At 37.8% G+C, this 23,573-nt stretch carries 23 protein-coding genes; 14 read left to right on the top strand and 9 right to left on the bottom strand.

Annotated elements, in window-relative coordinates; genetic code table 11:
• Positions 1-7: 7 nt before the first annotated feature.
• Complete coding sequence (locus O1Q79_RS07180; protein WP_386687546.1) at positions 8-790, bottom strand: TatD family hydrolase; 783 nt, start codon at positions 788-790, stop codon at positions 8-10.
• A gap of 27 nt (positions 791-817) precedes the next feature.
• A complete protein-coding gene (locus O1Q79_RS07175) occupies positions 818-1,795 on the bottom strand; it encodes a DNA polymerase III subunit delta' (RefSeq protein WP_386687544.1) in 978 nt (325 codons plus the stop codon).
• 211 nt (positions 1,796-2,006) lie between these two features.
• Here O1Q79_RS07175 and O1Q79_RS07170 point away from each other — a divergent pair, with 211 nt between their 5' ends.
• Both O1Q79_RS07170 and O1Q79_RS07165 read left to right on the top strand, forming a co-directional pair.
• Entirely contained in the window at positions 2,007-2,351 is a 345-nt protein-coding gene (locus O1Q79_RS07170; protein WP_386687543.1) for a type II toxin-antitoxin system RelE/ParE family toxin, read from the top strand.
• The gene (locus O1Q79_RS07165) at positions 2,332-2,640 is read left to right on the top strand and encodes an addiction module antidote protein (protein ID WP_386687541.1); all 309 of its coding nucleotides are present in this window, start codon (positions 2,332-2,334) and stop codon (positions 2,638-2,640) included. The genes O1Q79_RS07170 and O1Q79_RS07165 overlap by 20 nt, the downstream gene beginning before the upstream one ends.
• Here O1Q79_RS07165 and tmk read toward each other — a convergent pair.
• The 4 genes from tmk to O1Q79_RS07145 form a co-directional block, all read right to left on the bottom strand.
• Positions 2,637-3,269: a dTMP kinase gene (gene tmk / locus O1Q79_RS07160; RefSeq protein WP_386691321.1), complete on the bottom strand. Its 633-nt coding sequence runs from the start codon at positions 3,267-3,269 to the stop codon at positions 2,637-2,639. The genes O1Q79_RS07165 and tmk overlap by 4 nt on opposite strands.
• Position 3,270: 1 nt before the next feature.
• Positions 3,271-4,311: an endolytic transglycosylase MltG gene (gene mltG / locus O1Q79_RS07155; protein WP_386691319.1), complete on the bottom strand. Its 1,041-nt coding sequence runs from the start codon at positions 4,309-4,311 to the stop codon at positions 3,271-3,273.
• Positions 4,312-4,324: 13 nt separating this feature from the next.
• Positions 4,325-4,921 (bottom strand): glycerol-3-phosphate 1-O-acyltransferase PlsY, encoded by a 597-nt coding sequence (gene plsY / locus O1Q79_RS07150; protein ID WP_386687535.1) that lies wholly within the window; start codon positions 4,919-4,921, stop codon positions 4,325-4,327.
• Between the two features lie 149 nt (positions 4,922-5,070).
• A complete protein-coding gene (locus tag O1Q79_RS07145; protein WP_386687533.1) occupies positions 5,071-5,907 on the bottom strand; it encodes a neutral zinc metallopeptidase in 837 nt (278 codons plus the stop codon).
• Positions 5,908-6,084: 177 nt separating this feature from the next.
• Between O1Q79_RS07145 and lysM the strand changes: the two genes are divergently transcribed.
• Both lysM and tig read left to right on the top strand, forming a co-directional pair.
• Positions 6,085-6,528, top strand: coding sequence for a peptidoglycan-binding protein LysM (gene lysM, locus O1Q79_RS07140; protein ID WP_386687532.1), 444 nt, complete (start codon positions 6,085-6,087; stop codon positions 6,526-6,528).
• A gap of 185 nt (positions 6,529-6,713) precedes the next feature.
• Positions 6,714-8,009, top strand: a complete 1,296-nt coding sequence (gene tig / locus O1Q79_RS07135) for a trigger factor (RefSeq protein WP_386691317.1) — start codon at positions 6,714-6,716, stop codon at positions 8,007-8,009.
• Between the two features lie 131 nt (positions 8,010-8,140).
• On the opposite strand, the gene O1Q79_RS07130 is transcribed toward tig, so the two are convergent.
• Complete coding sequence (locus O1Q79_RS07130; protein ID WP_386691315.1) at positions 8,141-8,440, bottom strand: addiction module antidote protein; 300 nt, start codon at positions 8,438-8,440, stop codon at positions 8,141-8,143.
• A gap of 4 nt (positions 8,441-8,444) precedes the next feature.
• On the bottom strand, positions 8,445-8,744 hold the full coding sequence (locus tag O1Q79_RS07125; RefSeq protein WP_386691313.1) for a type II toxin-antitoxin system RelE/ParE family toxin: 300 nt from the start codon (positions 8,742-8,744) through the stop codon (positions 8,445-8,447).
• A gap of 277 nt (positions 8,745-9,021) precedes the next feature.
• Between O1Q79_RS07125 and clpP the strand changes: the two genes are divergently transcribed.
• The 8 genes from clpP (at position 9,022) to O1Q79_RS07085 (ending at position 20,508) form a co-directional block, all read left to right on the top strand.
• The gene (gene clpP, locus O1Q79_RS07120; RefSeq protein WP_386691311.1) at positions 9,022-9,603 is read left to right on the top strand and encodes an ATP-dependent Clp endopeptidase proteolytic subunit ClpP; all 582 of its coding nucleotides are present in this window, start codon (positions 9,022-9,024) and stop codon (positions 9,601-9,603) included.
• Positions 9,604-9,626: 23 nt separating this feature from the next.
• Positions 9,627-10,871 carry an ATP-dependent protease ATP-binding subunit ClpX gene (clpX, locus tag O1Q79_RS07115; protein WP_386691309.1) on the top strand — a complete coding sequence of 415 codons (1,245 nt, stop codon included), beginning with the start codon at positions 9,627-9,629 and terminating at the stop codon, positions 10,869-10,871.
• A 121-nt stretch (positions 10,872-10,992) separates the two neighbouring features.
• Positions 10,993-13,413, top strand: a complete 2,421-nt coding sequence (gene lon, locus O1Q79_RS07110) for an endopeptidase La (protein ID WP_386691307.1) — start codon at positions 10,993-10,995, stop codon at positions 13,411-13,413.
• A 103-nt stretch (positions 13,414-13,516) separates the two neighbouring features.
• Positions 13,517-15,388 (top strand): peptidylprolyl isomerase, encoded by a 1,872-nt coding sequence (gene ppiD, locus O1Q79_RS07105; RefSeq protein ID WP_386691305.1) that lies wholly within the window; start codon positions 13,517-13,519, stop codon positions 15,386-15,388.
• A gap of 260 nt (positions 15,389-15,648) precedes the next feature.
• Positions 15,649-16,377: a 30S ribosomal protein S2 gene (rpsB, locus tag O1Q79_RS07100; protein ID WP_386687520.1), complete on the top strand. Its 729-nt coding sequence runs from the start codon at positions 15,649-15,651 to the stop codon at positions 16,375-16,377.
• Between the two features lie 155 nt (positions 16,378-16,532).
• Positions 16,533-17,387 (top strand): translation elongation factor Ts, encoded by an 855-nt coding sequence (gene tsf, locus O1Q79_RS07095; protein WP_386691303.1) that lies wholly within the window; start codon positions 16,533-16,535, stop codon positions 17,385-17,387.
• A 352-nt stretch (positions 17,388-17,739) separates the two neighbouring features.
• Positions 17,740-19,005, top strand: coding sequence for a factor H binding protein domain-containing protein (locus O1Q79_RS07090; protein ID WP_386691301.1), 1,266 nt, complete (start codon positions 17,740-17,742; stop codon positions 19,003-19,005).
• Positions 19,006-19,098: 93 nt separating this feature from the next.
• Positions 19,099-20,508 carry a surface lipoprotein assembly modifier gene (locus O1Q79_RS07085; protein ID WP_386691299.1) on the top strand — a complete coding sequence of 470 codons (1,410 nt, stop codon included), beginning with the start codon at positions 19,099-19,101 and terminating at the stop codon, positions 20,506-20,508.
• Positions 20,509-20,551: 43 nt separating this feature from the next.
• Here the strand turns inward: O1Q79_RS07085 and O1Q79_RS07080 are convergent, their stop codons facing one another.
• Positions 20,552-22,099, bottom strand: a complete 1,548-nt coding sequence (locus tag O1Q79_RS07080; RefSeq protein ID WP_386691297.1) for a phosphoethanolamine transferase — start codon at positions 22,097-22,099, stop codon at positions 20,552-20,554.
• A 137-nt stretch (positions 22,100-22,236) separates the two neighbouring features.
• On the opposite strand from O1Q79_RS07080, the gene pyrH reads away from it, so the two are divergent.
• Together pyrH and frr are read left to right on the top strand one after the other, a co-directional pair.
• Positions 22,237-22,953 carry a UMP kinase gene (gene pyrH, locus O1Q79_RS07075; protein WP_386691295.1) on the top strand — a complete coding sequence of 239 codons (717 nt, stop codon included), beginning with the start codon at positions 22,237-22,239 and terminating at the stop codon, positions 22,951-22,953.
• 46 nt (positions 22,954-22,999) lie between these two features.
• On the top strand, positions 23,000-23,557 hold the full coding sequence (frr, locus tag O1Q79_RS07070) for a ribosome recycling factor (RefSeq protein WP_386691293.1): 558 nt from the start codon (positions 23,000-23,002) through the stop codon (positions 23,555-23,557).
• Positions 23,558-23,573 lie beyond the last annotated feature (16 nt).

Genomic DNA, 23,573 nt, shown 5'->3' with positions numbered 1-23,573 from the left:
AACTTTTTCATTGTACCTGAATTTTAAACAAACGTTCAAAGTTTTTCGTGGTTTGTTGTGCAAATTGTGCAGGCGTAAGTCCTTTTAAAGTTGCCACATAATCACACACTTCTCGGGTATAAGCTGGTTGATTTTGTTTGCCACGATATGGCACAGGTGCTAAATATGGGCTGTCAGTTTCTACTAACAAACGATCTAACGGCACATAACGAATTACGTCACGAATGTCTTCAGCATTTTTAAAGGTGACAATGCCTGAACAAGAAATATAAAATCCCAAATCTAACGCTTGTTTAGCAAAATCCATGCTTTCGGTGAAACAATGGATCACACCACCACATTTTTCCGCATGATTATCTTGCAACAAACGAATAGTGTCATCTCCTGCTGCACGAGTATGAATAATCACTGGCTTATCTAATTGATTTGCGACATTAATTTGGCTGGCAAAAATATCTTGTTGCAAAGATTTATTGTCTGCACTGTAATAATAATCCAAACCGATTTCGCCAATGGCAACCACTTTGGGATGTTGAGCCAGTTGAATTAAGCGTTCCACATCATAGGGTTCGTCATCTAAATCCAACGGATGTACGCCACAAGCGAGCGATACGTCATCTCGGTGAGCAAGGCTATCTCGTTGTTTTTCAAAGCGACTTAGTGTTACGCCAATAGTTAATAAATGTTGCACGCCACGAGCTTTCGCTTTTTCAATAACATCATCAATATTGTGATGTAGATTTTCATAATCTAACGCATCTAAATGGCAATGGCTATCTACAATAAACATAGGGGTCTGTTAATCCTTATCTTTTTGTTATTTTTCAAATACATCTGTAATCAGTTTAGTTAAGCCGTCCAGTAAAATAATTTCCTGATTGACCGCATTAATTTGGATTAAATCCAACCGCATTTTTTGTATTATTTGATTGGCTTTGAGTAAGCCAAGAGTAGTTTGTTTTTGATTAAATTGTTGTATGCCTTTGACTAAATCTTGACAGATCCAATTTGTTTTAATCTTTAATTTATCTTTTAACGCATCAGATAAAAAAGCAGAAAGCCAGTCAATTTGCTGGAAAATCAGTTCTTTATCAAATAACGGCAATAATTCTAATGGTGAACGGCGAATATAATATACCCAAAATTGACGCAAAAATTCTCGGCGTTTTTCCATTAAGCCTTGTTGTAAAAAGGCTAATGTTGACAATGGGCGATGATAATTAATACGAAGTGCGGTTAAAATTTGCGATGTTTCTTCATCACATTGCGATTGCAACCATGGTATAGCCATATCTTGCACTGGAACATTGACTAACCATGTCTGACAACGGCTATAAATAGTCGCCATCAATGGTGATGACAGATCCGCTTGTAATAAAAAATAGCTGTTGGGGCGTGGTTCTTCTAAGGTTTTTAAAATCGCATTTGCCGCCGCTTCCGTTAAGCGTTCTGCCCCTTGCACTAACACAATTTTATTACCATTTTGTTGTGCGTGTTGATTAACCATATCGTTAATCTCACGTACCTGATCTACGCCGATATCTTTATTTTCAATGGGAGCAAGCAAATGAAAATCGGGATGGTTGCCAGCGTTCATCAGCTGGCAAGCATGACAATGACCACATGGTTTTTGGCTTTCTTGACAGATTAAAAATTTCGCCACCGCATTAATCAAGTTTTCCGCCCCTACGCCTTGTTCCGCCTTAAATAACAGAGCATGATGTCCATGCCCTTGTGAAAAAGCGTGGGTGATTTGCTGATAAATCGGGGCGAGCCAAGGGTATAAGGTGTTCATAAGTAAGTAAATTTTATTATGTTTTTAATAAGGCGACAACATCTTTTAGTGTTTTGCTTTCATTATTATCTACACTAAGATTAAGCAAGGGCATTATAAAACAAGTCAGCATTAATAAAAAGGATGAAATCTTATTGTTTGTGACATAACACTTGATTATGTGTATCATTTAGGTATACACTGTGCCAAAATATGATTGGTAAGAAGAATAATGAGTAATCAAGAAAAGGTAAATCAACTTAAAAAAACAGGTTTATTTTTAAAGTGGTTTAATGGGTTAAAAGATCCTATTGGCAAATCAGCGATCATCAAACGAATTGAACGAGCCGAAAAAGGTAATTTTGGTGATCATAAATCGGTTGGTGATGGTGTTTTTGAAATGCGAATTGCCGTTAAGTCAGGTTATCGAGTGTATTACGGTAAAATGGGCGACAAAATTTATTTATTGCTTTGCGGTGGCAATAAATCCAGTCAAGAAAAAGATATAGCTTTAGCAAAAGATGTGTGGAATTTAGTGAAACAGAAGGAAAAAACAGATGACTTTATCAGCAAGTGATTTAGAGATTAGTGATTTTGATGCAGCGGAATTATTAACCGATGAAGAAACCATTGCTGCTTATTTGACAGCCTCTTTTGCTAGTGGTGATCAGGCGGAATTATTACAGGCACTGAATACGGTGGCTAGGGCAAGGGGAATGACGGAGTTGTCCAGAAAAACAGGTATTCAGCGAGAAAGCCTGTATCGTACGCTATCAGGTTCAAGTCAACCCCGTTTTGACACTATTGCCAAAATTTCATCTGCACTTGGGGTTGCTATTGAATTTACACCGAAAGTAGCATATTAATCTGTTTGCAAATCTACAAATTTTTGCACCGCACTTTTTATGTCAGTGCTGACTTTCTCAATAGACTGCCCTGCATTGATGATGACGGCTTTGGGATCTTGAGCGACTAATTCCAAATAACGCTCACGAGTGCGGTGGAAAAAATCTAAATTTTGTTGTTCAATGCGATCCAATTCGCCACGCCCTTTTGCTCTGGCTAAACCTTGAGCTGGTTCAATATCTAAATATAGCGTAAAATCGGGAGAAAAATCGCCTAAAATACTATTTTTTAAATTTTCCATAAAATCTCGATCAAGCCCACGACCACCGCCTTGATAGGCTTGTGAAGACATATCATGGCGATCACCGATTACCCATTTTCCTTGTGCTAAGGCTGGTTTAATCACATTTTCCACTAATTGAATACGAGCAGCATATAGCATCAGTAATTCTGCTTTGTCGGTTACAGGTTCTGCGGTTTCATGTTTGATTAAGTCACGTAATTTTTCTGCTAATGGCGTGCCACCAGGTTCACGGGTAAATACCAAATCGGTAATGCCATTAGCTTGTAATTGTTCCACAATAGCATTGCGAGCGGTAGTTTTACCTGCACCTTCTAAGCCTTCCAGTACAATAAATTTTCCTGTCATTTTATGGGTTATCCGTTTTATTTTTGTCTGTTTTATTTTGGCGATACCAACGTAAATAGTCTTGCACTGCCCGATTGTGTTCGGTTAAATTTCGGCTAAATTTATGTCCTCCCGTACCGTCTGCCACAAAGTAGAGAAAATCTGTTTTTTCAGGGTGAGCCACCGTTTGCAAGGCACTTTCACTTGGGTTGGTAATCGGTGTAGGTGGTAAACCGTCAATAACATAGGTATTATAAGGCGTTGGTGTTTCTAAATCTTTTTTGCGAATATTACCATTATAATTTTCACCCATGCCATAAATCACAGTGGGGTCAGTTTGTAATTTTATATTGCGTTTTAAACGGTTAACAAAAACAGAAGCAATTAATCCTCGTTCCGCCTGAACACCGCTTTCTTTTTCTACAATAGATGCCAAAATCAACATCTCATAGGGGCTTTTTAACGGCAAATCATCATCTCTTTCTGCCCATAATTTATCCAATAATTTTTGCGTACGACTGGTCGCTCGTTTTAATAATGCCAGATCTGTAGAATTTGGTACATAATTATATGTATCAGGATAAATCCAACCCTCTAAAGAATGAAGATTATTTGTTGGTAATTCAAGTAATTGCAATAATTCTTCATCATTTTTATCTTGTACAGATTGTGCTAAGTGCGGTGCGTTTTGCAAAGATTTTTTCATTTCTCGCCAAGTTTCACCGTCAGTAAAACGTAAGCTAAATTGTGCTTCTTTACCCTCATTTAGAATAGTTAATACATCTGCAACAGTATTCGCACCATTAAGGGAATAAGTCCCAGCTTTAATATTATTTAATTGCGGTTGTAATTTTAAAACCCAAGGCAACCATTTGGCATCAGCGACTAATTGTTGTTGCTCAAATAGCGTAGCGAGTTTTTTACCTGTCGTGCCTCGATTAATGACGAGCAGCTGATCTTGTTGAACGCTAATTGATTGATTGAGCGTCTGTTGAATTTGGTGATAACCCCAACCGCCGATAGCAAGGATAATGATGAATAATAGAAGTAAGAGTTTTTTCATTCTTTTTGTGCTTTTATTTTTTGAATTTTGACCAAATTTTGCTTTCTTGTCCACGCCATAAACGCTGAATATTCTCATGATGACGATAAATTAATAAGCAACAAACTAATGCCACGGGGAAAGTATATTCAGGCTTGAAATACCACACATATAATGGGGTAAGCAGTGCAGCAATGACAGCACTCAGGGAAGAATAACCGCTAATCGCAAAGACTAACAACCAAGTCCCGATCATGGAACCTGCCACTCCCCAAGCAATCGGAGCAATGGATCCAAACGCCGTGGCAACGCCTTTCCCGCCTTTAAATTTAAAGAAAATCGGGAAAATATGTCCCAAGCAAGCACCTAGAGCAACCATACCTAATTCAAAATGGGTTAAGCCTAAATAATAACCTGCCCAAACAGGCAACATACCTTTTAATATATCGAAAATTAACACCGTTAAACTCGCCCAACGACCGCCTAAACGGAATACGTTCGTGGCACCAGGATTATGTGAACCCTCAGAGCGTGGATCGGGTAAACCGACTATTCGACAAACCAAAATTGCACTGGAAATTGAACCGAGCAAATAGGCAAATAGCATATAACAAAGGGCAAACAGGCTCATGGGTTTTTCTCGATAATTAAATAATCTCTATTCTACCTAAATTTATTAGGGTTAGGCTAATGATATTTTTGACATAAAGAATAACAGTACGACTGATCGGATTTTTAAAAAAGAAAATGAGGCAAACTATGCCCCATTTATTGAGATAATTAGAACGTATTACACTGCGTTGGATCGCCAGTTTTTAGACCGCGTTGAAACCATTGCAAACGTTGTGCCGATGTGCCATGAGTAAAACTATCTGGCACTACATAACCTTGACTACGTTTTTGTAAACGATCGTCGCCTACCGCTTCAGCCGCCCTAAAGGCTTCTTCTAAATCGCCAGTTTCCAACAAATTATTTTGTGCGGCTTGATAACCCCAAACCCCTGCAAAGCAGTCTGCTTGTAATTCTAATTTAACCGATAGTGCATTAGCTTGTGATGGATTTTGTTGTTGAACACGGTTAATTTTAGGCAAAATACCTAGTACATTCTGCACATGATGTCCCACTTCGTGAGCAATCACATAAGCAAAAGCCGTATCACCTGCTGCACCGAGCTGATTTTTCATATCCGCATAAAAAGATAAATCTAAATAGACTTTTTGATCGTTCGGACAATAAAAAGGTCCCATGGCAGACTGTCCTGTACCGCAAGCTGTTGCTGTGGCACCATAATAAAGCACCATGGTTGGAGCCACATATTTCTGTCCATTTTTACTGAAATAGCTTTGCCAAGTTTTTTCTGTATCTCGTAATACCACACGAGAAAGCTCATTTAGGTTTTGTTCTTCTTGAGCTGATAATTTAGCAGAACTACTGGTTGCACCGCCTAAACCTGCGGTATCCATTCCCACTAAACCAGATAAATCCACACCATAATAAGCACCCACTAATAATATGATAAAACCGAGTACCCCTGTTTTTTTACCACCGCTGATTCTGGAACCCGAACCACGTCTGTCTTCTACATTTGAACTTTGTTCTCTACCTTGCCAACGCATAAATTTTGACTCACTTATTGTAAATATAGTGATTATATTCTACCTGAAAAATAGTAAAGTGCGGTTAAAATTTTAAAAATTTATGGACTTCTTATAATGCTTTGGTTATTGTAAGTAAGGTTTTATCAGAATAGCCTGATAAATATTTTAGTAATCATACACAAGAAGGAAAGAAAAGTGGGTTTATTTGATTTCGTAGGAAACATTGGTAAAAAAATTTTTGGTAAAGATGAAGATCCGTCAAAAGCGGTGACAAATCACATTGCTGAAGATAACCCAGGGATTGACAATGTTGCTGTTACCGTTGAAAACGGTGTGGCTAAAATTTCTGGTGATGCAACATCTGCCAGTGCTTTAGAGAAAGCGATTTTAATGGCGGGTAACATTGTTGGTGTTGAAAGTGTTAACGTTGATGCAGTGAAGTTAGCTAACGGCGAACAGTTAGCCACGGAAGATGAGTTTTATGTGATTCAAAAAGGCGATACGCTTTCTGCTATTGCTAAAAAGTTTTATGGTAATGCAGCTAAATATCCTGCCATCGTGGCAGCTAACAAAGAAGTGATTAAAGATGCAGATAAGATCTTCCCAGGTCAGAAAATTCGTGTGCCGAAAGCACTTTAATTGACATTTTAAGATTATTGATCCCATTGCCAGCAATGGGATTTTTTATGTACAAAATTTCTGCTCGACTGAACGATAATATTTAGCTATAATTCGCCAGTTTATTTTTATTCAAACTTATATTCAGCCTCGGTTATTCAGTCAAAGTGACTGGCTGGGTTTCATCAATTTAAAGGAAAAGAACAATGTCAACTATTGAAACAACTCAAGGTTTAGAACGTCGTGTAAGCATTACTGTACCAGCGGAAAACGTAAAAACAGCGGTACGTGAAGAAACAAAACGTGCGGCAAAAAATGTGCGTGTAGATGGTTTCCGTAAAGGTCATGTACCTGCTCAAATCGTGGAAAAACGCTTCGGTGCGTCAATTCGTCAAGATGTATTAAATGATTTATTACCACGTCATTTCTTTGATTTAATGTTTAAAGAGAAGGTGAACCTTGCTGGTCGTCCAACTTTTGCTATTGAAAAATTTGAAGATGGTCAAGATTTAGTATTTACCGCAACTTTTGAAGTTTATCCAGAAGTCGAATTAAAAGGTTTGGAAAATATTAAGGTTGAAAAACCAAGCGTTGAAATTACCGAAGCCGATGTTGACAATATGGTGAACGTATTACGTAAACAACAAGCAACTTGGTCTGAAAGCAAAGACGCAGCTAAGGCTGAAGATCGTGTGACGATTGATTTTGTAGGATCTGTAGATGGTGAGGAATTTGAGGGTGGTAAAGCGACAGATTTCGTGTTAGCCATGGGACAAGGTCGCATGATTCCTGGTTTTGAAGATGGAATAGTCGGTCATAAAGCAGGCGAGCAATTTGATATTGATGTGACTTTCCCTGCGGAATATCATGCTGAAAACTTAAAAGGTAAAGCCGCAAAATTTGCCATTACCTTGAAAAAAGTAGAAGTGCAAGTATTACCTGAATTAACCGATGAGTTTGTGGCGAAATTTGGTCCAAATACTAAAACTGTCGATGATTTGCGTGCAGAAATTCGTAAAAATATGCAACGTGAATTGAAAAATGCTTTAGTGGCTCGTGTTAAACAACAAGTGATTGATGGTTTAATTGCTGAAAATGCGATTGATGTGCCAGTTTCAGCGGTAGATGAAGAAATTGAAGTGTTACGCAAACAAGCCGCACAACGCTTTGGTGGTAACGCTCAACAAACAGCTCAATTACCACGTGAATTATTTGAAGAACAGGCTAAACATCGTGTTCAAGTGGGCTTATTATTCTCCGCCGTGATCAAAGCGAATGAATTAAAAGCCGATGAGGACTTGGTGAAAGCGATGATTGCAGATATTGCTTCTGCTTATGAGCAACCAGCTGAAGTGGTTGAATATTACAGTAAAAACAATGAATTAATGGGTAATGTACGTAATGTTGTATTAGAAGAACAAGCAGTTAATGCAGTATTAGCAAAAGCGCAAGTGACTGAAAAAGCAGCTTCTTTTGATGAGATTATGAACCCTAAAGCCTAATTTCATTTAATATCTTAAAGTGCGGTTATTTTTTGGCGAGTTTTAAAATTCGTTAAAAATTAACCGCACTTTTTGTTAGCAATATCGTTTTTCTAAATTATCAGGGTGAGTCAAGAGATTTATCTTGATGGTTATGAAACTTGAGCCAAACTACCTGCTTTAATTTCTATTCTCAAATTTAATGCTTTCATCACTTTTAGAATAGTCGAAAAAGTAGGATTGCCTTTGCCCGATAAGGCTTTGTACAATCCTTCACGAGTTACTCCAGCATCTCGAGCGATTTGGCTCATATTTCTTGCTCGAGCAATATCACCTAATGCAGATAAAATTAATTCAATATTATCTTCCTGTAATACTTCATTTAAATAAAGCTGGATTTCTTGTTCTGTTTTTAAATGTTCTGCAATATCAAAATCTTGCAATTCAATCATGGTGTTAAACCCCCAATTCCTGTGCTAATAATTTAGCTTTTTTAATATCATCGCCCTGTGTTGATTTATTGCCACCACATAATAAAATGATAATCATACCCTGTTGATTTTTCAAATAAACTCGATAGCCTTGTCCTTCCGTAATACGTAATTCGGAAATACCTTCTCCAACTGCTTTTACGTCACCAAAGAGACCAAACTGTAACCGTTTGATTCTCGTTTGAATTTTTGCCTTTGCTCTTAAATCCTTGAGTTCGTCTAACCAGTGATTAAAAATAGGCGTACTTTTAATTTGAATCATCAATTTTCTCTCATATTAAAAATTATAAAACAACAACCATAATGTGTAAACTATATTTTACATATTGATTTTGTTGATTGGATGAGTGTAGCGAGAGAGGGTAATCCAAAACAAAAAGCCTGATCAAGTTTTGGAATCAAGATCACAAAAAAGTCACTTTTTTGGGGGGAAATCCTACATGAAGAGCATTATGTTTTTAATATTTTATTGTTTAGTCAGACGTATTTTTCAGGTAGAATAGATCGATTGTTGAATAAGAAATATTTATACGGAGAACCTTATGTCAGTTATTCCTATGGTCGTTGAGCAAAATGCTCGTGGTGAGCGTGCTTACGATATTTACTCACGCTTGTTAAAAGAACGTGTCATTTTTTTAAGCGGTGAAGTTGAAGACAATATGGCGAATTTAATTGTCGCTCAATTATTATTTTTAGAATCTGAAAATCCAGATAAAGATATTAATATTTATATTAACAGCCCAGGTGGTTCAGTGACGGCGGGTATGGCGATTTATGATACCATGCAATTTATTAAGCCAGATGTGCGTACCCTGTGTATCGGTCAAGCCTGTTCTATGGGGGCGTTTTTATTAGCAGGTGGAACCGCTGGCAAACGTACGGCATTACCTCATGCTCGCGTAATGATTCACCAGCCTTTAGGCGGTTTCCGTGGTCAAGCGTCAGATATTCAGATTCATGCCCAAGAAATTTTAAAAATTAAGCATACTTTAAATGAACGTTTGGCATTCCATACGGGACAACCGCTTGAAAAAATTGAAAAAGATACTGACCGTGATAATTTTATGTCAGCCGAAGAAGCCAGAGTTTACGGCTTAGTGGATAATGTGTTAGTTAAACGTTAAAAAGAAAGAATTGGAAAGTAAAAATGGCAAATGAAAAAGATACCTGCTGTTCATTTTGTGGTAAAGCACAAGATGAGGTAGGCAAATTAATTGCAGGGACTTCTGGCTATATTTGTGGTGATTGTATTGAGCTTTGCCACGGTCTATTGCAAGAAGAAAAAGCAGAAGACGTTGTAGAACAACAAGATACGGTTAAAAAAGAAGAAACCAAACTGCCGACTCCACATGAAATTCGAGCTAATTTAGATGATTACGTAATCGGTCAAGATTATGCTAAAAAGGTATTAGCCGTGGCATTATATAATCATTACAAACGGTTACGTTCCAATCATCAAACTGATGAAGTGGAATTAAGCAAAAGTAATGTGTTGTTAATTGGTCCTACTGGGAGTGGGAAAACCTTATTAGCTCAAACCTTGGCTCGTATGTTAAATGTACCTTTTGCTATGGCAGATGCCACTACCTTAACCGAAGCAGGATATGTGGGTGAAGATGTAGAAAATGTGATTCAACGCTTATTGCAAAATTGCGATTACGATACGGAAAAAGCCGAGCAAGGGATTATTTATATTGATGAGATTGATAAAATTACCCGTAAATCAGAGAACCCATCAATTACTCGAGATGTATCAGGTGAAGGGGTGCAACAAGCCTTGTTAAAATTGATTGAAGGCACGGTAGCTTCCATTCCACCACAAGGCGGACGTAAACATCCACAACAGGATATGTTGAAAGTCGATACATCAAAAATCCTGTTTATTTGTGGTGGTGCATTCTCGGGTTTAGATAAAATTGTCCAAAAACGTGTTCACGTAGGTAGCGGTATCGGTTTTGGTGCAGAAGTGAAAGGCGAGCAAGATGAATTAAGTCTGTCGGAATTATTCCAACAAATTGAAACGGAAGACTTGATTAAATTCGGTATGATCCCTGAATTTGTAGGGCGTTTACCTGTGGTTGCTCCATTAAGTGAATTAGATGAACAGGCATTAATTCAAATTTTAACTGAACCAAAAAATGCGTTAGTGAAACAATATCAAGCACTGTTTAGTTTAGAAGATGTGAAATTGGAATTTACGCAAGAAGCCTTGATAGCTATGGCAAAAAAAGCCCTTGCTCGTAAAACAGGTGCAAGGGGGTTACGTTCTATTGTTGAAGGTGTGTTGTTAGATACCATGTACGATTTACCGTCTATGGAGAATTTAGCCAAAGTCGTGGTAGATGAAAGCGTCATTAATGATGATGCAAAACCGACATTAGAATACAAATAGTGTTTTTATCCCCCAAAGTGCGGTTAAATTAACCGCACTTTTTACCTATTCACCTTGAACTTCGCCATGGTTAGCCTTATATTAGTTCCATGTAACCGAATTTTAGATAAAGAGAAAGAAGATGACAGCAGAACAGGATAAACAACGAAAAATTCCCGTCCTCCCATTAAGAGATGTAGTGGTTTTCCCGTATATGGTGATGCCATTATTTGTAGGGCGTGAGAAATCTATTCGTAGCCTTGAACAAGCTATGGAATCGGGCAAGCAATTATTATTAGTTTCACAAAAACAAGCTGATATTGAAGAACCTAATATTGCAGATTTATTTGATGTCGGCACTATTGTTAATATCATTCAATTATTGAAATTGCCAGATGGTACTGTCAAAGTGCTAGTAGAAGGGCAACAACGTGCTAAGATCACAGAAATTACTGACGATGGCTATTTTTCCGCACATATCAATTTGATTGCGACCAGTTTTGGTGAAGAAAAAGATATGCAGGTGTTGCGTGATGTGATTTTGAGTGAGTTTGATCAATTTGTTAAACAGAACAAAAAAATTCAGCCAGAAATGGTTAATGCACTAAGCTCTATTATAGAATTTGATCGCTTTGCTGATACGTTGGCGGCACATTTACCGATTGCATTACGTCATAAACAAGCCGTGTTAGAACAACCTAATGTGCAAGCTCGGCTGGAATATTTGCTTGGGGCAATGGAAAGCGAAACTGACTTAATGCAAGTGGAAAAACGCATTCGCAGCAAAGTCAAAGAACAAATGGAAAAAACGCAACGTAATTATTATCTAAACGAACAGATTAAAGCAATCCGTAAAGAACTAGGTAATGATGATGAAAATCCAGATGAAAGCGAATTAGACCAGTTAGCTAAAAAATTAGAACAAGCTAAACTACCAGCGGAAGCGAAAGAAAAGGTAGAAGCAGAGTTGAAAAAGCTAAAAATGATGTCGCCTATGTCATCTGAAGCAACCGTGATTCGTGGCTATATTGACTGGATGTTGCAAGTACCTTGGTATAAAACCACCAAAGTGAAAAAAGATTTAGCCAAAGCACAACAAGTGTTGGATGCCGACCATTACGGTTTAGAACGGGTGAAAGAACGCATTTTAGAATATCTTGCCGTGCAAACAAGATTGAATAAACTTAAAGGACCTATTCTCTGTTTGGTTGGTCCACCAGGGGTTGGGAAAACCTCGCTTGGTCAATCTATTGCCAATGCCACAGGGCGTAAATATGTGCGTATGGCATTAGGTGGTGTGCGTGATGAAGCGGAAATTCGTGGACACCGCAAAACCTATATTGGTTCATTACCAGGTAAATTGATTCAAAAAATGGCAAAAGTAGGGGTCAAAAATCCGTTATTCTTGCTTGATGAAATTGATAAAATGGCAATGGATCACCGTGGTGATCCCGCTTCTGCCTTGTTGGAAGTGCTTGATCCAGAACAGAACACGAAGTTTAATGACCATTATTTAGAAGTGGATTACGATTTATCTGATGTGATGTTTGTAGCAACTTCTAATTCCATGAATATACCAGCACCGTTGTTGGATCGTATGGAAGTGATTCGCCTATCAGGCTATACTGAAGATGAGAAATTGAATATTGCTACAGGGCATTTAATCGCCAAGCAAATGGAACGCAACGGCTTAAAAGCAGGTGAGTTAATCATTGAAGACAGTGCGATTTTAGATATTATTCGCTACTACACACGTGAAGCAGGCGTACGTAGTCTTGAGCGTGAAATTTCTAAAATTTGTCGTAAAACCGTGAAAAATTTATTGCTAAATAAAAAAGCCAAATCTATTACGGTCAATGCAGCAAATTTACACGATTATCTCGGTGTGAAACGCTTTGACTTCGGTTTAGCGGATACCCAAAATCGGGTGGGAGAAGTTACAGGTCTTGCTTGGACAGAAGTGGGTGGTGATTTACTGACTATTGAAACGGCTTCTGTGGTGGGTAAGGGTAAATTAACCTTTACGGGTTCTCTTGGCGATGTAATGAAAGAGAGTATTCAAGCCGCCATGACAGTCGTCCGTTCTCGTGCCGAGAAATTGGGTATTGCTAACGACTTCCATGAAAAACGCGATATTCATATTCACGTGCCAGACGGAGCGACCCCGAAAGATGGTCCGAGTGCTGGGATTGCCATGTGTACCGCACTGGTTTCTTGCTTAACGGGTAATCCTGTGCGTGCTGATGTGGCAATGACAGGTGAAATTAGCTTACGTGGTAAAGTATTACCCATCGGTGGTTTAAAAGAGAAATTGCTGGCGGCTCACCGTGGTGGCATTAAAACTGTGATTATTCCAAAAGAGAACGTGAAAGATTTGGAAGAAATCCCTGAAAATGCCAAAAATAATTTAACCATTCATGCGGTAGAAAGTATTGATGAAGTGTTAACCATTGCATTACAAAATCCACCAGAAGGTGTTGAAATCGTTAAACTTTCACCAGTAAATGTAGTGAAAGTGCCACGTACCCGAAAAACCAGCAAGATTGCCCCAACGGTGAACTAATCATTAGGTTGTGAAACCGTGCTTTTTTTAAAGTGCGGTTTTTTTTCACCGCAGTTTCGTTTATAATTCATAAAATTTTTAGATAACAATAGGATTAATGCCCATGTTCATGGAAAAAATGCACAACGCATCAAATAGTGGTGTGGCAAAAGCCATTATGGCAGTCATCGCCATTTCATTCGTCATTACTGGTATGTATGGCTATCTTGGTGCAAGTGTGGATACTTCAGCGGTGAAAGTGAATGGTGAAGAAGTTTCTCAACATCAATTCCAACAACAATATAATGATGAATATCAACGTATCAGTAATCAACTTGGTGCAGAATTTGCTGCTGTCGCAGACACGCCAGAATTCAGTCAAGGATTAAGAAGTACGGTATTGAATCGTTTGATTGATCAGCAATTATTAACGCAATATGTGAATGATTTAAATTTAACCGTCAGTGACGAACGTATTAAGCAAGAAATCGTCAGAACGCCAATGTTCCAAATTGATGGCAAATTTAGTAATGATGCTTACCAACAGGTATTACGTACTAATGGTATGAATGCAGATATGTACGCTCAATATTTACGTGAATCTTTGCGTTTAGAACAGTTGCAACATGGTTTAGCCGAAACCGAGTTTTTAATGCCAAAAACGCAAAATGAATTTGCTCAATTATTTTTCCAACAACGTCAAGTGCGTTTAGCTCGTTTACCGTTAGCGGATGAATTAAATAAACAGAGCGTAACAGAGCAAGAAATTGCCGATCATTATAATGCGAATAAATCTGCTTTTATCGTGCCAGAATTAGTCAAAGTGCAATATATTGATTTAACTAAAGCCGTAGTAGAAAAGAATGTGACGGTTACTGACACCGCAATTCAACAATATTATCAAGACAATAAAGATCAATTTAGCACTAAAGCCCAACAACAGTTGGCATATATTCAATTACCGAACGAAAAAGAAGCGTTAGATGTATATGAAGCCCTACAAAACGGAGCAGATTTTGCGGAATTAGCTAAAACAAAATCTAGTGATAAATTATCTGCAGAAAAGGGCGGTGATTTAGGTTGGTTAAATAATGGTGATTTACCAAAAGATTTTGAAGATGCAGCGACTTTAGTTGAAGTAGGTAAATATAGCACCCCAATTAAAGTGGATAACAATTATTATATTGTGAAAGTGAAAGATCGTAAAGAAGCTGTCGTGCTACCATTAGAGCAAGTGAAAGATAAGGTTATCGCACAGGTTCGTCAAGAATTACTCAATACCCAATTCTATACCGTGGAGAAGAAAGTCGCAGAAAAAGCCTTTGAAGATCAAGCATCGTTAAAATCGGCAGCCGCAGTTATCGGTGCGGAAATTAAAGAAACAGATTATTTCCCACGTAATGCGTTACCAAAAGAGTTAAATTTCCCATCTGTAGTAAATGCAATTTTTGATGGCGACGTGTCGCAAGGTAATGTAAATTCTGAACCGATGAATGTCGGTGAACAGCATTCTATCGTGGTTCGAGTGTTGGATCATAAAGCTCAAGGTACAAAAAGTTTAGATGAAGCTAAAGCTGAAATTGAAACTTTCTTAAAACATCAAAAAGCGGAAAAAACTGTATTAGCTCAAGCGGAAAGCCTAGTTAAAGGATTAACGGAAACAGGTACATTACCTGATAATGTGAAATTCGGTGCAGAAGAAAAATGGGTTTATGCAGAAAATAAAGATCCAGTCTTGAATGACGTGATTTTTGCCATGAAAGCGGAAAACGGCAAAAAGGCTTATCAAGCGGCTAAAACCAATAGTGGTGATGTGGTGATTGTGGTATTAGATAAAATTGAAAATGCGAACGTAGAAGATGCAGTTCGCCGTCAATTTGATTTGCAAGTAGAACGTAACAAAGCGACTGATTTGCAGGTGAACTTACTGAAATCCCTACGTGCCAAAGCAAAAATCGAGATTAATGAAGATTTTATGAAACAACAATCTGAATAATTATTTTTCAAGTTGTTTTAAGCCTATTGTCTTAATAATGATGCAATAGGCTTTTATTTTGCTAATTTTTGCAAAATTAGCTAGTTTTTGACCGCACTTTATGGTATAAATTGCACCGCTTTTTCCCAATTCTAAAACCATGGGGAATAGCATTATTTTTTTATTAACAACACACACATATCACAGGAGTAAATCGGGGTGCCAAACGGTCGGTTTGCTTGGTATGTGGAGGCTCAACCCCAAATTAAAAGGAAAATATTATGGCACAAGTTTCAATGCGTGAAATGATTGACGCAGGCGTACATTTCGGACACCAAACTCGTTACTGGAATCCAAAAATGAAACCATTCATTTTCGGTGCTCGTAACGGCGTTCATATCGTAAACTTAGAAAAAACCCTTCCGTTATTCAATGAAGCATTAGCTGAATTAACTCGCATCGCAAGCAACAACGGCAAAATCTTATTCGTTGGCACCAAACGTGCAGCAACCGAAGCAGTTCAAGCAGCAGCATTAGACTGTCAACAATATTATGTTAATCACCGTTGGTTAGGTGGTATGTTGACTAACTGGAAAACAGTTCGTCAATCAATCAAACGTTTGAAAGATTTTGAAACCCAATCTCAAGACGGTACATTTGACAAATTAACCAAAAAAGAAGCATTAGATCGTACTCGTGAAATGCAAAAACTTGAGTTAAGCCTTGGCGGTATCAAAGATATGGCTGGTCTTCCAGATGCGGTTTTCGTTATCGGTGCAGACTACGAACATATTGCGGTTAAAGAAGCAAACAACTTAGGTATTCCAGTATTTGCTGTAGTAGATACTAACGCAACGCCAGACGGTGTTGATTTCATCATTCCAGGTAATGATGATGCAACTCGTGCGATTCAATTATATTTAAATGCTGCAGCTGCTGCAATTAAAGAAGGTCGCCAAGCTGAAACGACAGTTGAAGAAAAATTCGCTGAAGAACCTGTTGCAGAATAATTTGCACAAATAAGGTATAAACCCCTTATGAAACAGTAAATAAAACAGGGGACAATCGTTCCCTGTTTTAACAAATTCCCAAAAGTGCGGTGTTTTTTTATCATTTTTTATTCAAACATCGTATTTCCATTCAAGAATATTTAGAGGACAATAAAATGGCTGAAATTACAGCATCATTAGTAAAAGAACTTCGTGATCGTACTGGTGCAGGTATGATGGAATGTAAAAAAGCATTAGTTGAAGCGAACGGTGACATCGAATTAGCGATCGACAATATGCGTAAATCTGGTCAAGCAAAAGCGGCTAAGAAGGCAGGTCGTATTGCAGCAGAAGGCGTTATTCTTGCTCGTATCGGTGCAGGTTTCGGTGTATTAGTTGAAATGAACTGTGAAACTGACTTCGTAGCAAAAGATGCTGGTTTCCTAGGTTTAGCCAATGAAGTGGCTGACTATGCTGTAGCTAACAAAGGTATTTCAATCGAAGATTTAGCTAAACACTTCGAAGAAAAACGTGCTGCATTAGTAGCAAAAATCGGTGAAAACATGACGGTTCGCCGTGTTCAATTCTTAGAAGGCACAGAAATCGGTTCATACTTACACGGTGCGAAAATCGGTGTATTAGTGGCTGGTCAAAACGCTAATGAAGAATTATTGAAAAAAGTGGCAATGCACGTAGCGGCAAGCCGTCCTGACTTCGTTAATCCTGAAGATGTACCTGCGGCAGTGGTTGCTCACGAACGTGAAATTCAAGTAGATATCGCTATGCAATCTGGTAAACCACGTGAAATCGCAGAAAAAATGGTTGAAGGTCGTATGAAAAAATTCACTGGCGAAGTATCATTAACAGGTCAACCGTTTGTTATGGATCCATCACAATCAGTGGGCGATTTCTTAAAAGCCACTGGTGCGACAGTGACTAACTTCATTCGTTTAGAAGTGGGTGAAGGTATTGAGAAAAAAGAAGAAGATTTTGCGGCTGAAGTGGCTAAAATCACTGGCGGAAACCCTTAATTTGATCGATTAAGTTAGCTGATTTTTATTATCTGTATTTCAAGTTCTAGATTTTTTATTTTAGTGTTCTTGGAATACAGATTTTTTATTCATATCTACTGAGATTATTTATTCACATTTCTAATTAATACTCGTCTCTTTTTCATTCTAAATTGTCGCTAATAACGGTATTTCGTTTCTAATAAGTTTTATGAAAAGATCGATTTTTTCATGCTAACTCTTTAAAAAATTAGAATTTATTTTTTTTGCGAAAAAAACTTGCATTTTTTTTTTTTTTTTAGAATGGGAAAGTTTATTTAAGATAAATAAACCTTTCACATAAATATGTTAATAACCTTTGGAGTACTATATTATGAAGTTAAATACTATCACTTTAGCGATAGTGCTAAGTCTAGGGATCACCGCTTGTAGTTCTAATTCATCTCCATCACATCCGACAAAAAATACTGATACAGTATTGACCTCTGCCGAAGCAAAAGCCAAAGCAGCAGCGGAAGAAAAGGCAAAATTAGAAGCCGAAGCGAAAGCCAAAGCAGAAGAACAAGCAAAATTAGATGCTGAAGCGAAAGCCAAAGCAGAAGCCGAAGAAAAAGCGAGATTGGAAGCAGAAGCGAAAGCTAAATCAGAAGCTGAAGAAAAAGCGAGATTAGAAGCCGAAGCGAAAGCCAAAGCAGAAGCTGAAGAAAAAGCGAGATTAGAAGCCGAAGCGAAAGCCAAAGCAGAAGCTGAAGAAAAAGCGAGATTAGAAGCCGAAGCGAAAGCCAAAGCCAAAGCAGAAGCTGAAGAAAAAGCGAGATTAGAAGCCGAAGCGAAAGCTAAAGCGGAAGCCGAAGAAAAAGCTAAAGCAGAAGCCGAAGAAAAAGCGAGATTAGAAGCTGAAGCGAAAGCTAAAGCCGAAGCGGAAGAACAAGCGAGATTAGAAGCTGAAGAAAAAGCAAGATTGGAAGCAGAAGAACGAGCAAAAACTGAGCCACAGGATTATGCTTATGTGAAAGAGAGTCAACAAAATAGTGGTATTTTTTCACCATTAGAAGGGAAAGATTATTTTACAGGTGAAGACCAGATAAAAAGTATCGTTCCAGCAGACGGATCAGGTAGAAGCGAGAGAACTTCAACTACTAATAGCTCTTCAATTGTAAATGGTGTCTCCACGGTTATTAATGCAACCTATACCACTTACAGTAATAACCTAGAAAATTCAGGTATTGCCGTTGTCAATGGTCGGGGAACGGTTAATGGTCGTTATGCGAATGATTACCTCTATATCTATTCTGGTCGAGCAACTAATCCTAATGAATTAGCAACGTTGACTGGTACGGCGACTTACAATGGTAGTGGCTATATTGGTCTAGATAATGCAACAGTCAATATGAATGCTGATTTTGACAAGAAAACTATCTCTGGAACGATTGCCAATGAGCAACGTAATATTGCGTTGCAAAATGCCGATATTAAACAAGACGCCAGTTTTACTGGTACGGCAACCAGTGACGGATTAACAGGAAATTATGATGGTAAATTTATGGGACGAGAAGCCGCTGAAGTCGCAGGTAAAGTGATGTTAAGCGATGAATATGGTTCCAAACAAGGTGCGGTATTCTCTGCCACAAAACAATAATACGATTAATATACATTTCTTATAAAGACAAACTGCATTTTATTGTATCAATATCATGCAGTTTATTTTTGACTTTTTATATTGGGGTGAACGATGAAAAAATATCTATTACTGCTACTTTTTTCGCCAACGTTATGGGCGGAAATTGCCCCCACGGAGATCTATTTTCCAACGGTCACGCCATTGAATATGGCTAAAGACGAGAATGATGTTTCTCCCACCATGAATGTGGCAATGGTGAGACAAAAACTATTGCAAGATCAACAATCTACCTATTATCTATTGAACCAAGCCATTGATGTGAATGATTTCCCTAAAATCGCCTTTCTGTTACCTATTTATCAATCTTTTCCGCATCAAGATGAAATTCTCGTGCTGTTTGCTCAAGGCAAATTAGCGGCAGCTAACCAAAATTATGTAGAGTCTATTGATTATTATCAACAAATTCTGGTTAAACAACCTAAGTTAAATCCAGTCAGAATTGAGCTGGCGAAATCTTTATATTTCAATAAACAATACCAGCAAGCAGAAATGGAATTAAATCAGGTTAAAAAAGAAAAACTGCCTAAACAAATTCATCAATTAGTGGATCATTATTTACAGCGTATTGATTTCTCACAACAGTGGAAAATGGATGTTGGTCTTTCTTTTTTAAATGACAGAAATATTAATAATGTGGCAAATAATCGTCATATTGAGAACACAGGTTTCATCAAAAATGACGAAATGATGCCGAAATCTGAACAGGGGGTTGCCACTTGGTTGAATATTAGTCGGAATAAAAATATCGCTGGGCATCATTTTGTGCTATTTGAAAATGAATTGTTCAGTAAATATTATTGGACCAATAAAGACTATAACGATGTGAATAATCGGGTTTCATTCGGTTATCAATATCAAGATGTCAAGCAACAATGGAATATTTCGCCTTTCTTTGATAATCGTTGGTATGGCAATAAACGTTATAATCAAGCATTAGGTGTAAAATTGAATTATCAGCGGTGGATTAACCCACATTGGCAAGTTGCCACCTATTTTGAACATAGTGATCCGCATTATCGTGAATATCAAGAATTAAATGGCAAGGTGGATTTTATTTCATTATCGCTGTTATGGTTACAAAATCCAACCCAATATTTTTCTTTTGGATTAAGTGCTAACCGAGAAAAAACGCAAACGGCTTATTATGGTTCCAATACCTATTCAGCAAGATTGGGGTGGGTGAAATATTGGCCAACGTCTTGGGCATCAAATATATCCTTTATCTATTCACAACGGAAATTTCATGATATGGCTCGCTTTGGGCAGCTTTTACCATTGGGTAAAACTCGTGAAGATAAACAATATCAGATAAAATTGACGTTATGGAAAAATGATTGGTCAATTCTTGGGCTAACGCCTAAAGTGGCTTTCTCATGGAAAAAGAATGACAGTAATTTACCAAGTTTATATTCTTATCACAAAAATGAAGTCAATTTATTGTTTGAGAAAAGTTTTAGATAAAAATAAAAGGCGTAATTGTGTTACGCCTTTAGCATATTAGGGATTAATTGGGAATAACGATGGCTGGATCATCTTCCGCTTGAATCTGTTCAATTTGTTTTTTCAAACCATAATCATCGGGATCTGCCAGTGGACTGAATAAATCTTTATTAGGATCTAATAATGGATTACTAATTCCGATCCAATTTGCAATGTCGTTGGTAAAATTCAGACCTGATTTAAATGCTTTGTATTCATGGCGTTGATGATCATCACTGGAAATTTTAAACAACGGAATATCATAATGACGTTTACTTTTCCCCGCACTATTATGAATGTTGATTTCATTTGGGGTGATTTGGTGAGCTAAACCATGATCAGAAAAATAAATCATCGAAAAAGTGCGGTGATTTTTTTGTTGATTTTGGGTTAACTGTTCATACACTCGTTTAAGCATTTCATCGGTTTTCTTAATGGAAGAAATATAGCAGTTGATGTTAAGGTATTTTTTATCAATTTGGTTATCGTCCATGATTTTTGGGTAGTCGGTCAGGCGATCACAGCTAATCGGGTGCGAACCATATAAATGCAACACAATAAAGCGTTTGCCGACTTGCGGTTGTGCTAATACCTGCTGTAATTTTGGCAACAAATCAAAGTCACTGCTGTTTTTAGATTGAAAGCTATTGCCAGATTTTAGGAAAATCCGTTCATCACTGCGATTGGCAATGGCAGAAATTGGGGTGTCAAATTCACCAAAGTAACCTTGATTAGAAAGCCAATAGGTTTTGATACCGGCTGATTTGATCATGTCGATCATATTTAAAGAATAATTTCCCTCCCAGTTTTGAGTATCGGGTTGGGTTAACATTAACTTCAGTGAGGCAATGGTGTTGGTGCCACCCGATGTAAAACCATCAATTAGCACCCCATTTGCATTAGACATAAACGGTGTATTTGGTATCGGATAACCATAAGCATGATGATAATCTTTTCTCGCACTTTCGCCGATGATCAATACATAATCATCATATTTTGAGTTGGTTAAACTCGATTTTCCCCATTGGTTTTCAATGCTGAAATTATTGAGCCGAGAAAGTTCTTTTTCTACTTTTATGCCAGCCGTATAAGTTTCCCTGATAAATTTCAATGGAACGTTATCCCAAACCAAGAAAACGGCAATGATGGCTAATAACACTTTATTTTTATAAAAATGTAGCTCAAATTTTTGGCTTAAATAACGGAATAAGCAGAATAAACTGATAATTGCAACGGGATAGAGATAATTGACTAACGGTAATTGTGAGAGAAATTCTTTGCTTTCAAGCAGATCTGTGGCAAAAACAGAGGCAATATATTGATAAGATGGTGCGCCAAAAGTCATGCCAACGGGAGCATAAAGTGCGTGCAAAATAATAATTGGAAACACAATGTACCAAAAAATCTTTTTGGAGGCATTTAATAACAAGATTAGCCCAGCGAATACCAGAATCTCACGTAAGCTAGGTTGCGGATAAAATCCAGTACCGATTAATAATAATTTACTGGCAAAAAACAGACAAACTAACGCAAAAATCACCGCAGTTATTTGTTTAACAGATTGAGATAACAAAAAATATTCCTTTTCTAACAAAAAATGGCGTTGTTATTTTAACGAATTTCAAATAGATCTGCTATGCCTATTTCCTGATAAGCAATGTTGCTTTATAATAACAAGCATTTTATGTCAAGATCTTAGGGGATAGAAAAATGAGCAAACCTATTTATAAACGTGTGTTGTTAAAATTAAGCGGTGAGGCACTACAAGGTGCGGAAGGCTTTGGTATCGATCCGTCTATTTTGGATAGAATGGCGATTGAAATCAAAGAATTGGTCGAAATGGGGGTTGAAGTCGGTGTAGTGCTTGGCGGTGGCAATCTGTTTCGTGGTGCTAAACTTGCCAAAGCAGGTATGAACCGTGTAGTCGGCGACCACATGGGTATGTTGGCTACGGTGATGAACGGCTTGGCAATGCGTGATGCGTTACACCGTGCTGATGTTAATGCAAAATTAATGTCGGCTTTCCAACTTAATGGTATTTGCGATACTTATAACTGGTCTGAAGCGATCAAAATGTTACGTGAGAAACGTGTAGTGATTTTTTCCGCAGGCACAGGTAGTCCATTTTTTACTACAGATTCTGCGGCGTGCTTGCGTGGTATTGAAATTGAAGCCGATGTGGTATTGAAAGCCACTAAAGTAGATGGGGTGTATGACAGCGATCCAGCTAAAAACCCTGACGCCCATTTATTTCAAAAACTCACTTTTGCGGAAGTCATTGAGAAAGAATTACAAGTGATGGATTTAGCCGCCTTTACTCTTGCTCGTGACCATGGTATTCCAATTCGGGTATTTAATATGGGTAAATCAGGAGCATTACGTCAAGTGATTTTAGGTGAAAGTGAAGGCACAACTATCTCGGGTTAAGGGATTTCAGGTTAAAATTTAAATTCATAAAATTAAAGGAAAAACAATGATCAACGAAATTAAAAAAGACACGCAAGAGCGTATGGAAAAAAGCCTTGAATCCTTAAAAGGGCATATTGCTAAAATTCGCACGGGACGAGCTCAACCCTCTTTATTAGATGCGATTCAAGTAGATTATTACGGTGCGGCGACACCATTACGCCAATTAGCTAACGTGGTGGCAGAAGATGCTCGTACTTTAGCGGTAACGGTTTTTGACCGTTCATTAATCCAAGCGGTAGAAAAAGCTATTTTAACCTCTGATTTAGGTTTAAATCCTTCATCTGCTGGTACAACGATTCGTGTACCACTTCCACCGTTAACCGAAGAACGTCGCCGTGATTTGATTAAATTAGTCAAAAGCGAAGGAGAACAAGGTAAAGTGGCGATTCGTAATGTTCGCCGTGATGCTAACGATAAAATCAAAGCCTTATTAAAAGACAAAGAAATTAGCGAAAACGATCAACGTAAAGCAGAAGAAGAAATCCAGAAAATTACTGATGCGTTCATCAAAAAAGTCGATGAAGTGTTAGCGGATAAAGAAAAAGAGTTAATGGATTTTTAATACTATGGTAGGGGGC

Source organism: Lonepinella sp. MS14434, from assembly GCF_042468235.1.
Classification (GTDB): Bacteria; Pseudomonadota; Gammaproteobacteria; order Enterobacterales; family Pasteurellaceae; genus Lonepinella.
Note: the sequence above shows the minus strand (reverse complement) of the source record. Positions and strands in the feature narration are given on the sequence as shown.